A 12,258-nucleotide genomic window follows, 5' to 3' on the forward strand; every position below is an offset into this window, starting at 1 on the left:
AAACAGCCCAGTCAATAACGGAGTTAGCCAGCGCCTCACGAGCTACAATCTCAACAGGAATAAACTGTTTTTCCAGCTCTTTTTTCAGGTTTGCTGACCAGTTGCTGTTGGTCGCAAAGACATAGCGACACTTGCACCAGCCTGTAGTTGATGCTGCAAGGAAGGAATCCAGTTCTGCTTTTGGCACTACCGCATCTTCAGCATAGAACTTACACTGGATTGCGCTGTAGGTTACCTGACCCTGCTCGCCGGGAGCAGCATCGGTTGCCACAAGGTCAATACCTATATCATTGGCATCATAATCGTACTCTGGATGAGCTTTGGTCCACTGAGCCCAGGTCTGAACCTCGGTGAATAAATCCTTATAGGTTGGTTCATTGCGCAGGTAATCAAGAATCAGATTCTCAAATCTTGTGCCCTTATCGCGCGGATCGGTAGATATTTGATCTATCCATTCAAGCAGATCGTAGAAAGCCTGGATGTTATCCGGCTCCTTAGCCTCTGCTTTGTCCATGGTCTCATTTATGCTCATCTACAGTTCCTCACTGGTATGTTTGCGGGATTGGTGCTTAATTCTAGCAAAGGAAATTGCCGTATTTGACCGCATAAACGGTAATTGCAATGCTGTGCCGATATTTCAGGGCAAGGCAGTGGCAAGACAGTTTTTAAAAATCATCAGGTAATGCATTTAAATGGTGCATTGCTGTGAATCTTTTTGTTACTGCTGCTGCCGGCATAATTGAGATGCCAGGCGGCGACAATGGCCTGTGGGCACATGTTTTACCATGTTCAGTCCCTTTATTGGGCATTTTTTCCATAACAGGCATCTTTGCTGTGACTGCATGTTAATGGTGCAATTTTTCGCCGAAAAATACTTTGCAAGTGCCATATGATGGCGCGTGCTACTATGTTTAGCTGTCAGCTGAGACCGTTGATTGCGTGTCCATCAGCCCCGCCGTTGCGCTGCTTGTGGTCTGCAAAAGCAGATCAGCTGCGTACGCTGTCCTTGATTTTCCTTTCTCTGCCCGACGTGCTGAGTTGGTCTTAACTGTGACTCTCCGTCGGACCTCTGAAAAACTGCCTTACCCATCCTTTTGCGGCCATGCACAGCGGCCAGCAGCTATCAGGTCGCCCTGAACGCTGCACTGCCTCATGATGGCTGATGCCCCCGTGTTATGCTGGCAGAAGCGGAGGGTTATGGCGGTATGTTCCATGTTTGTCTGATTTCTTATTGTTTCACTTTTCCTTTCATAAGGTCTGTTTAAATGAGAGTATTGCCGGATCTGGACGAAGTCCTGAAGATCGCGCAGCAGGGTGAGTATAAGGCTCTGCCTCTGTCCTGCGAGATTCTTTCGGACATCTGTACCCCCATCGAGGCGCTCAGGACTTTAAAAGCCCGTTCGTCTCACTGTTTTATCCTCGAATCTGTTGCTGGCAAGGAAAAGTGGGGCCGCTGGACATTCCTGGGCTTTGATCCTCTTGCCGCCATATCACTGCGCGATGGCGTCATGCGTATAGGGGACAGTGAATTTACTACCGACGACCCTGACAGCCATATCAGAAAACTGCTTGCTCAATACAAAAGCCCGCGTTTTGACTGGCTGCCTGCCTTTACCGGAGGTCTGGTAGGTTACTTTGCCTACGATTATTTCAACTATGCCGAGCCGGCCGCACGCGTAGCTGTCGATCATGAGGAGTGCTTTAATGACCTTGACCTCATGCTCTTTGACAAGGTCATTGCCTTTGACAACTTCCGTCAGAAGATTGTGCTCATTGCCAATATTACTCTGAGCTCCTCACAGACCGATGTCGCAGCCCGCTACTCACGAGCCGTAGCCGGACTCAAAGAGCTGGCAGATATGCTGCGCTCTATCTCCCATGGCGGTGCCAGTAAATGTGCAGCTCATGGTGCCGGTCAGAGCGAAAGTGGCTTAAGCGCGGTCAGCCGCATGGCAGGTACTGCCTTTGGTTCATTCCCGCCACTTGCACCGGATGCCAGCAGCGCCGCTGGCCGCAGCAATGGTGGCTGCCACAACGGTGCCAGCGGCAGCGGAGCCGCCGGAAGAGGCGGCATGGTCCGCAACATCGCTGATGATATTGCAGAGGCCACCATGAGCAACTGCACAGATCGAGGCAGTGCCGGTGGTGCGGCCGCACAAGGGACTGTGGCCAGGGCCGGGGCCGATGCGGCCTGCTGCCATGGTGAGGGCGGGCGTCTGCTCAGTGATTTCAGAGCACTGTTCAATAAGGAGCAGTTCTGCTCCATGGTGGAAAAAGCCCGCAAGTACATTTACGAGGGCGATATCTTCCAGGTAGTGCTATCCAATCGACTGGATGCTGATTTCGAGGGCTCCCTGTTCAATACCTACCGTGTGTTGCGTACTACCAATCCTTCGCCTTACATGTTCTATTTTTCCGGCACCGATGTTGAGGTGGCCGGCGCTTCGCCTGAGACTCTGGTGCGTCTTGATAATGGTGTTGTGCACACTTTTCCTCTGGCTGGTACCCGTCCACGTGGTGCCACTGAGCAAGAGGATCTGGCGCTGGAGCGTGAGCTGCTCAGCGATGAAAAGGAGATTGCCGAGCACAATATGCTGGTTGATCTGGGGCGCAATGATCTTGGACGTATCTGCAGCTTTGGCACAGTGGAGGTGGAAAAGCTCCACAGCATTGAGCGCTACTCTCATGTCATGCATATAGGCTCGACAGTACGCGGCCAGATCCGTCCTGAGTGCGATGCTCTGGATGCCATTTCGTCAGTTCTTCCGGCTGGTACTCTTTCTGGTGCACCAAAAATCAGAGCCTGTCAGATCATAGGTGAGCTTGAGAACAATCAGCGCGGTATTTACGGCGGCGCCATAGGCTATATCGATTTTTCGGGCAATATGGATACCTGCATTGCCATACGTCTTGCCTACCGCAAGAACGGACGTGTCTTTGTCCGTTCAGGAGCCGGCATTGTGGCTGATTCCGTGGCAGAAAAAGAGCATCAGGAGTGCATCAACAAGGCTCAGGCCGTAGTTAACGCTCTGAAAATGGCTCAGGACATGGAGGAGCTCTAGATGATTTTGCTTATTGATAATTACGACTCCTTCTCCTACAACCTCTATCAGCTCACAGGTGAGATTAATCCTGATATCAAAGTGATACGTAACGACGAGCTAACTGTAGAGCAGATCGCTGAACTCAGACCTGAGCGCATCATCATTTCACCAGGACCAGGCCGTCCTGAGGATGCCGGCATCATTATGCAGGTGCCAAAAGCGCTTGGCGCATCGATACCGGTGCTGGGAGTATGCCTTGGTCATCAGGCTATCTGCGCTGCATTTGGCGCCACTGTGACCTATGCCCGTCAGCTCATGCATGGAAAGCAATCTGAGGTCAGCTTCGACACCAGTTGTCCGCTGTTTAAGGACGTGCCGGAGCGTGCGCCTGTGGCCCGCTACCATTCGCTGGCAGTTGACCCTGATACTCTGCCTCCTGAACTCAAGGTGACAGCTGTTACTGATTCAGGTGAGGTCATGGCCATTGCCCACAGTTCACTTCCTGTTTTTGGTGTGCAGTTCCATCCTGAATCCATCATGACTCCTGATGGCCGCACCATGCTTAAGAATTTCCTAACGCTCTAGCGTAACAATTACCCGTCCACTTCCTGCCCGCCTGGCCGGCAGGCTGGCAAGGCACTGGTATGAGTACATGCCGCGTCCGGGCGTTCAGACGGCTTGACGACCAGACATCCTGACGACCTGACGGCCGGACGATCTGACGGCCTGGCGTCCGGATTGTGCAGGCCGGTCCGGTCATGGCAAGGCCAGTCCTGGCCATGCGTTAACGCCAGTTCAGTGCCATGCGTGCTCTTATGGGGCGCAGGTGCCGCCATTGACGGAGTTGTCATGCGGTGGTGACAGTGCTTTTTGTGGACAGCCACTGATGCAGGGGACGGGAGACAGGATTAGACAGAAAAATGATTAAAGAAGCTATTGTAAAAATCGTCAGCAAGCAGGATCTGACTTTTGATGAGGCCTACACAGTCATGAATGAAATCATGTCAGGTCAGACCTCACCTACCCAGAATGCAGCTTTCCTTGCAGCTCTTTCTACCAAGAGTGCCCGAGCTGAAACCACTCAGGAAATTGCCGGCTGCGCCGCAGCCATGCGCGCTCATGCCACCAGGGTGGAAACACCTTTTGATGTCTTTGAGATTGTAGGTACCGGTGGCGATAATGCCAACTCTTTCAATATCTCAACCACTACTGCTCTGATTGCTGCGGCTGGCGGCCTGAAAGTAGCCAAGCACGGTAATCGTGCAGCATCATCCCTTTGTGGAACAGCTGACTGCCTTGAGGCTCTGGGCGTTAATATTGATCTTAGCCCAGAGGACTGTGTGGAGCTGCTCGACAAGGTGGGAATGTGTTTTTTCTTTGCGCAGAAATACCATTCATCCATGAAGCATGTGGGCGCCATTCGCAAGGAACTGGGCTTTCGTACCGTATTTAACATTCTGGGTCCACTGACCAATCCAGCCAGTCCTAAAATCCAGCTCCTTGGCGTTTATGACGAGTACCTGGTTGAGCCTCTGGCAAAGGTGCTCATGGATCTGGGTATCAGGAGAGGCATGGTGGTTTACGGTCAGGACCGTCTTGACGAGATTTCACTTAGTGCCCCTACTACAGTGTGCGAGTTCAAGGACGGCTGGTATAAGACCTATGTCATCAGGCCTGAGGATTTTGGTATGGAACGCTGTACCAAAGAGGATTTGCGCGGCGGTACTCCTGAGGTTAATGCCGGTATTACCCGCTCTATTCTCAACGGCTCACTGAGCGGTCACAAGCGCAATGTAGTGCTGCTCAATGCAGGTGCTTCACTTTACCTTGGTGGTGCCGCCCTGACCTTTGCCGAGGGCATTGAGCTGGCAGCCAGCCTTATTGATAATGGCAAAGCTGTTGAGACTCTGGAAAGTCTCATTGAGCACTCCAACCGCCTTAAGAACAGGGGGCAGTGATTATGACCATTCTGGACAAGCTTGCAGATCATGCCCGTGAGCGTGTTGCTGCAGCATCTGCAGTGCTTCCTCTTGAGGCCTGCCGTGAGCGTGCTCTGGCTGAGCCAGCTGCCGGCTTTGCCTTTGAAAACTCCCTTAAGGAGCGCAACAGCAAGGGCGAGCTGGCCATTATCTGTGAGTGCAAGAAGGCCTCACCATCCAGGGGACTGATTGCCCCTGATTTTCCTTATCTGGAAATAGCCCGTGATTATGAGGCAGCAGGAGCCGATGGCATCAGTGTCCTTACTGAGCCTCAGTGGTTTCTGGGCTCTGACAGCTATCTTGAGCAGATTGCAGCTCAGGTAAAGACACCATGCCTGAGAAAGGACTTCACCGTAGATGATTATCAGATCTACGAAGCCCGCATGCTGGGAGCTTCCTGCATTTTGCTTATCTGTTCGCTGCTTAAGGAAAAGGAAATAGTGCGCATGCTCTCAGTATGCGAGGACCTGGGCCTGTCAGCTCTGGTTGAGGCTCACGACGCTGATGAGGTAGCTCTTGCCGTAAGAGCCGGAGCCCGCATGATTGGTGTGAACAACCGTAACCTCAAGGACTTTACCGTTAATACTGACAACTCACGCCGTCTGCGTGATCTGGTTCCTGAGGACAGAATATTTGTTGCTGAAAGTGGCGTGCACAGTGCTGCTGATGTCACTCCTCTCAAGCAGACAGGAGTCAACGCTATTCTGGTAGGTGAAAGCCTGATGCGTGCAGACAACAAGGCAGCCAAAATCGCAGAATTTCGCAATGCCTGACCATTTGCACCTGGAGTCGGCGGCAGCCTATGCTGCCACCGGCAGCAGGGGCAGCTGGAGCTGTCACAGGCTGCTGTCACAGGCTGCTGACGCAGCCGCACCAGCACGAACCTGACTCAGCAGGTATTGTCAGCTTAATGAGCAGTGCTGCACTGCTGCTGCAGCACCTCTGAACTCCTGCAGATTGAGTCTGCAGGTAATAACTTTATATTAAATTTTGGAAAGCACTATGAGCACAGCATTAATCAAGGTCTGTGGTCTCAGGCGTCCGGAAGATATTCAATGGGCAAATGAGCTTGATGTGGATTTCGTGGGCTTCGTCTTTGCGCCGAACAGCCGCCGCTATGTCACTCCGGCTCAGGCTCTGGAGCTCAGACGTGAGCTTAAGAGTACCATCAGATCAGTGGGAGTACTGGTAAATGAGCCGGTGCTGTCCGTTGTTCATATGGTGACCAGTGGCGCCATTGATATTATTCAGCTTCATGGCAGTGAGGATCAGCACTATCTTGCTGATCTCAAAGAGGCTCTGCAACAAGCCGGTCAGGCAGGCACTCCTGTAATCAGGGCCTGCTCTGTCAGCTGTGAAGAGGATATTGCCCGGGCATGCCAGTTGGACTGCGACTGGGTGCTCCTTGACTCCGGAAGGGGAGGCACGGGGCAAACCTTTGACTGGGCCCTTGTGGCCAGCATGGACAGACCGTTTTTTCTGGCCGGAGGACTCAACTGTGACAATATTTCACAGGCTCTGGCTGCCTGCCACCCCATGGCAGTAGACGTCAGCTCGGGTATTGAGACTGACGGTGTTAAGGATTTTGCCAAGATGCAGGATTTTGTCTGCCGCGTCAGACAGTCGGCCTGAAGGGACCGGCCTTACAGCGCTCAGGCTGCTGCCCGTCATTGCACGGAGGGCAGCACAGACTGTAAGGTCGTCGGCACCTGAGCTGTCTTTATGAAAGTTCATGGGACAGTATCGTATGCCGGCAGCCGGCCCTCAGGTAATACTGCAGGCTTAGTAACCCGCAAATAATCAGCTCTGATGAGCCAGTGCACTGCGCCATCCAGCAGCAGCCAGCGCTGCGGCGCCATCCATCTGTCGCGAGCGCCCGGGAGCCATGCAACTGGCGCCAGTGACACAAGGCGAGGCGGTGCCAGCTGCAGCTGCAGCACCAGCCAGCGCCTGGCGCTGTTGCAGGCTGTGCAGCACGGTGCAGGGCAGATGTATGATGCGGGAATGCCCGGTGCGGCCCAGTGCGTGCGCCGGGTAAATATAAGGATTTTCCCATGACTAATTCCAAAGGCCGTTTTGGTGTTCACGGTGGTCAGTACATTCCAGAGACCCTGATGAATGCTGTTCTGGAACTTGAACAGGCCTACGAGCATTTTAAGAATGACCCACAGTTTCAGGCTGAGCTTCAGGAACTGTTTAACGATTACGCCGATCGTCCATCTTTGCTGTATTTTGCCCGCAAGATGACTGAGGATCTGGGTGGTGCACGTATTTACCTCAAGCGTGAGGATTTAAATCACACCGGCGCTCATAAGATTAACAATGTGCTCGGTCAGGCTCTGCTGGCCAAAAAGATGGGCAAGACCCGTCTGATTGCAGAAACCGGTGCCGGTCAGCACGGTGTAGCCACAGCAACAGCTGCTGCCCTGATGGGACTTGAATGTGTGGTCTTTATGGGCCGTGAGGACACAGAGCGTCAGGCTCTCAATGTCTACCGCATGAAGCTGCTGGGCGCTGAGGTGCGTCCTGTAGACAGCGGTACTGCAACCTTAAAGGACGCTGTATCCGAGGCCATGCGTGAATGGTCTACCCGTATGTCTGATACTCACTACTGCCTGGGTTCAGTAATGGGTCCACACCCTTTCCCAACCATTGTCCGTGATTTCCAGGCCGTCATCTCCAAAGAAATCAAAGAGCAGATTCTGGCCAAAGAAGGGCGTCTGCCTGATGCCGTGCTGGCCTGTGTTGGTGGCGGCTCCAATGCCATAGGTGCTTTCTATCACTTTATAGATGACAAAGAAGTTGCTTTGATTGGCTGTGAGGGTGCAGAACGTGGTGTGGATACTCCTGAAACTGCAGCAACAGTTAATGTTGGCAGCCTTGGTATCTTCCATGGCATGAAGTCCTATTTCTGTCAGGACAAGTACGGTCAGATTGCCCCTGTATACTGCATTTCTGCCGGTCTTGACTATCCGGGCGTAGGCCCTGAGCATGCCTGGCTGCATGATATTGGCCGTGCCAGCTATGTGCCTGTTACCGATGAAGAGGCTGTAAGTGCCTTTGAGTATCTGTCCCGCACTGAGGGCATTATCCCGGCTATTGAGTCAGCACATGCCGTTGCCCACGCCATTAAGCTGGCTCCGCAGATGGGCAAGGACAAGATCATTGTAGTTAACCTGTCAGGACGCGGTGATAAGGACGTAGCCTCCATTGCCCGCTACAGAGGAGAAGAGATCCATGAGTAAGATTTCTCAGGCATTTGCCAGTGGAAAGGCCTTTATTCCTTTTATCACCTGCGGTGATCCTGATATGGAAACCACCATCAAGGTAGTTAAGGCAGCAGCTGATGCCGGTGCTGATCTCATCGAGCTTGGTATTCCTTTTTCCGATCCTGTAGCCGAGGGTCCGGCCATTCAGTCAGCCAATATCCGAGCTCTCAAGAACAGAATTACTACCGATGACGTCTTCGATCTCGTCAAGAAGATGCGCGATGAAGTCAGCGTACCTTTCGTTTTCATGACCTACGCCAATGTAGTGTTCTCCTACGGTCCTGATGCCTTCTTTGAGCGCTGTCGCGAGGATGGAGTAGAGGGTGTAATTCTTCCTGATGTTCCTTTTGAGGAAAAGGAGGAGTTTGAAAGTGTGGCTCTGCGTCATGGTGTTGAGTTACTGAGCCTCATCTCCCCTACCTCCAATCAGCGTATTGTCAAAATTGCCCGTGAGGCCCGTGGTTTTGTCTACGTGGTATCTTCACTGGGTGTAACCGGAACCAGGGAGCAAATCAGCTCTGACATCAGTGAAATGGTCAGACTGGTGCGCGAAAACACAGACATTCCATGTGCTGTGGGCTTTGGCATTAGCACCCCGGAGCAGGCCTGGCAGATGGCCTCGCTCTCTGACGGCGCCATTGTGGGCTCAGCAATTATCAAGCTGATTGAGCAGCATGGCCGCGATGCCGCCCCATATGTAGGTGAGTACGTCAAATCCATGAAGGAGGCCGTACGCCGCGCCGATACTGACCCGGCTCCGGCTCCATCCTCAGGCTCATAACCAGGTCAGTTCCGGCTGCATAAGATGGCTGCACAGTCACGCTGACTGCCATCATACCAAGGGTCATCTCCTGCAAAGGGGGATGGCCCTTTGTATTAGATGCTTACTAAAACCAGCAGAGAAGCATGCAAGCACGCTGACAAATCCATGAGCGCTGGCAGCGCCATGTTTCAAAAATGGAATGTACCATTGCAAGTGAGCGCGCTCAGTCAAGAACAGATGCAGCATGGAGCACGCAGCTGTGGATTGCATGTTTAGAATGCAGTGTGGGCCACGCAGCGTTTAGCATGCAGATGTGGCAGCAGGTGTGTCATGCAGTGTGTGCTACGCAGCGTGTAGCACGCAGGTGTGGCATGCAGCGTGGAGTATGCAGCATGCGATTTGGCTCACAGCGTCGGCGGCAAAAGTGTGGACACATCATGGTGTGGCATAATCTGTTTTACGTTTTAGAAAGTGTATGTCATTTCCCGGAATGAATGTGATATTGCAGACACTTTACAAAGTCTTTTGTTGATGATGCTGGCAGGTTCAGTTGGCGGGTCTATAGCGGAGAGCTGAATGAGGCTGTTGATAAGGTGGGTTGCCCTTGCATAAATTGTTGTTTAATCGGCGGGAAAAATGATACCGGAATGATGGCTGAGCGTAGTGAGTGCAGGCTAACCACTGTAAGTCGTGACATGCAAGGGTTATTAATTAAATATGATGAATTAATGCCATGTTTTGTTGGAAATATTCAGCTGTCTGTGAGTTTTTTTGCTCATCTGTACATGCAGTTGAAAATGGAATTTTGTCCAGAAAATTCCGTCACAAGTACGATGGATATCAGATTTGTACGGAATTGAAAGTTATTTTTCATATGATCGGATTTCTCATATGGTGCAGAGCTTTTGCTAGATACGAAAAAAGATTTGAGCGAAAAAATCCCTTAAACAGGCGCCGGGCACGCATGCATGCTGCATTTAGTGAAAATCGTCCCTACCAAATTATCAAATAACCGCTATAATTGAATCGTTTTCTCAACTGGGGTCGACAGTTAGGGTCGGCAACGGTCATGGGGAATCGATGTTAGGATTTAGTCAATTAGGTATCGCAAATGATCTATTCACACGAAGTAGAGCAAATGTGCACCGTCAAGAAGGGTGCATACCACGGTCCTGCTCCAATCCCTGAGGAGGGTAAGTGGGTCCAGGCTAAAGAAATCAAGGACATCAGCGGTTTAACCCACGGTGTGGGCTGGTGTGCTCCTCAGCAGGGCGCCTGCAAGCTGACCTTAAACATTAAGGACGGCATCATTGAGGAAGCATTAGTCGAGACTATCGGCTGCACCGGTATGACCCACTCTGCCGCCATGGCTTCCGAAATTCTCCCAGGCAAGACCCTGCTCGAGGCCTTAAATACTGATCTCGTATGCGACGCTATCAACACCGCCATGCGCGAGCTGTTCTTACAGATCGTTTACGGCCGTTCCCAGACTGCTTTCTCCGAGGGTGGCTTACCAATCGGTGCTTCTCTTGAGGATCTGGGCAAGAACCTTCGCAGCCAGGTTGGTACCATGTTCGGTACCAAGGCCAAGGGTGCACGCTACCTTGAGATGACTGAGGGTTATGTAACCCGTCTGGCCTTAAATGACGAGAACGAGATCGTCGGCTACGAGTTCGTAAACCTGGGCAAGTTAATTGACCTCCTGAAGAAGGAGCCTGAGCTTAAGGGTTCAGAAGCAATTGCCAAGGTAAAAGGTCACTATGGTCAGTTTGATGATGCTGCCAAGTACATTGACCCAAGACATGAGTAATGAGGTGTACTAAAGATGGCTTTATTCGAGAGTTATGAGCGTCGTATTGACAAGGTCAACGCAGCATTAAACGAGAACGGTATTTCTTCCCTGGACGAAGCACGCAAGATCTGTACTGATCTGGGCTTTGATCCATATGAGATGGTACGTGCCATTCAGCCTATCGCATTTGAGAATGCCTGCTGGGCCTATGTTGCCGGTGCTGCCATTGCCGTTAAGAAGCAGGTAAAGACTGCTGCTGAGGCTGCCAACGCTATCGGTATCGGTTTACAGTCATTCTGTATCCCTGGCTCCGTAGCTGAGGACCGTCAGGTAGGTATCGGCCACGGTGGTCTTGGCGCCATGCTGCTGACCGATGAGACCAAGGTATTTGCCTTCCTGGCCGGTCACGAGTCCTTTGCTGCCGCTGAAGGTGCTATTGGTATTGCCTTAAATGCCAACAAGTCCCGTCAGACCCCATTACGCGTTATCTTAAACGGTCTTGGTAAGGATGCCGCTCAGATCATTTCCCGTATCAACGGCTTTACCTACGTACAGACCCAGTTTGACTATGCTACCGGCAAGTTAAACATCGTTAAGGAAATTGCCTACTCCAAGGGCAATCGTTCCCAGATTCGCTGCTTTGGTGCCGATGATGTTCGTGAAGGCGTTGCCATCATGCACAACGAGGGCGTAGACGTTTCCATCACTGGTAACTCCACCAACCCAACCCGCTTCCAGCACCCAGTAGCTGCTACTTACAAGAAAGAGTGCATGTTAACCGGTAAGAAGTACTTCTCCGTAGCCTCTGGCGGCGGTACCGGTCGTACCTTACACCCTGACAACATGGCAGCTGGTCCAGCCTCTTACGGTATGACCGACACCATGGGCCGTATGCACTCCGACGCTCAGTTTGCCGGTTCTTCTTCAGTACCTGCACACGTTGAGATGATGGGCTTCCTGGGCATGGGCAACAACCCAATGGTAGGCGCCACTGTAGCCGTAGCCGTTGCTGTTGACCACGCTATTAACAAGAAATAGTCTCGATACCTAAAAAGACTACTTTAGCGACAGAATTCCGTAGATTTCTGTTCAATCAATGGGCCGCAAGGCCCATTTTTATTGCCCGTAACCAGGAAATTCCAAATCTCACCCCCAGTGGCCGCACTAAGCCACCAGACGCATCCAATTGCATTCTCCCCGCCTCTGCCATCGCATCTGGTCTTACCCCATCCCACCCAATCTCGTCTCATCTTCATCTCGTCTCACTCCACCCCTTCTCTCTCAGGTACGTACTGTTTAAGTGTGGGGTGTAGATATTTCTACAAAAGCCTATAATTAAGCCATACCTTGCGACAGGGTAAAGTAGCTTTATCAGGCGCTTCTGGTGATCTGAACCGCACAGCGTTCTTCT

Annotated in this window: 10 protein-coding genes; 9 read left to right on the forward strand and 1 reads right to left on the reverse strand. The window is 51.9% G+C overall.

Going from position 1 to position 12,258, the window contains the following annotated elements; translation table 11 throughout:
- On the reverse strand, positions 1-532 hold a 532-nt coding region (locus tag MXE41_RS12550; protein WP_247100774.1), incomplete at its 3' end, for a restriction endonuclease.
- 733 nt (positions 533-1,265) lie between these two features.
- Here MXE41_RS12550 and MXE41_RS12555 point away from each other — a divergent pair.
- From MXE41_RS12555 to MXE41_RS12595, 9 genes are all read left to right on the forward strand, one after another.
- Positions 1,266-3,062 carry an anthranilate synthase component I family protein gene (locus MXE41_RS12555; protein ID WP_247100776.1) on the forward strand — a complete coding sequence of 599 codons (1,797 nt, stop codon included), beginning with the start codon at positions 1,266-1,268 and terminating at the stop codon, positions 3,060-3,062.
- Positions 3,063-3,629: an aminodeoxychorismate/anthranilate synthase component II gene (locus tag MXE41_RS12560; RefSeq protein ID WP_247100778.1), complete on the forward strand. Its 567-nt coding sequence runs from the start codon at positions 3,063-3,065 to the stop codon at positions 3,627-3,629.
- 335 nt (positions 3,630-3,964) lie between these two features.
- On the forward strand, positions 3,965-5,002 hold the full coding sequence (gene trpD, locus MXE41_RS12565) for an anthranilate phosphoribosyltransferase (protein WP_247100780.1): 1,038 nt from the start codon (positions 3,965-3,967) through the stop codon (positions 5,000-5,002).
- Positions 5,003-5,004: 2 nt separating this feature from the next.
- Positions 5,005-5,796, forward strand: coding sequence for an indole-3-glycerol phosphate synthase TrpC (trpC, locus tag MXE41_RS12570; protein ID WP_247100782.1), 792 nt, complete (start codon positions 5,005-5,007; stop codon positions 5,794-5,796).
- A gap of 229 nt (positions 5,797-6,025) precedes the next feature.
- Positions 6,026-6,655, forward strand: coding sequence for a phosphoribosylanthranilate isomerase (locus tag MXE41_RS12575; protein WP_247100783.1), 630 nt, complete (start codon positions 6,026-6,028; stop codon positions 6,653-6,655).
- A gap of 422 nt (positions 6,656-7,077) precedes the next feature.
- Positions 7,078-8,268, forward strand: a complete 1,191-nt coding sequence (gene trpB, locus MXE41_RS12580; RefSeq protein ID WP_247100785.1) for a tryptophan synthase subunit beta — start codon at positions 7,078-7,080, stop codon at positions 8,266-8,268.
- On the forward strand, positions 8,261-9,073 hold the full coding sequence (trpA, locus tag MXE41_RS12585; protein ID WP_247100787.1) for a tryptophan synthase subunit alpha: 813 nt from the start codon (positions 8,261-8,263) through the stop codon (positions 9,071-9,073). Before trpB ends, trpA begins: the two co-directional genes overlap by 8 nt.
- 1,093 nt (positions 9,074-10,166) lie before the next feature.
- A complete protein-coding gene (locus tag MXE41_RS12590; protein ID WP_246977826.1) occupies positions 10,167-10,865 on the forward strand; it encodes a hypothetical protein in 699 nt (232 codons plus the stop codon).
- Between the two features lie 15 nt (positions 10,866-10,880).
- Positions 10,881-11,885 (forward strand): GGGtGRT protein, encoded by a 1,005-nt coding sequence (locus MXE41_RS12595; protein ID WP_246977827.1) that lies wholly within the window; start codon positions 10,881-10,883, stop codon positions 11,883-11,885.
- Positions 11,886-12,258: the final 373 nt, after the last annotated feature.

Source organism: Anaerobiospirillum sp. NML120449, from assembly GCF_023051105.1.
GTDB lineage: Bacteria > Pseudomonadota > Gammaproteobacteria > Enterobacterales > Succinivibrionaceae > Anaerobiospirillum.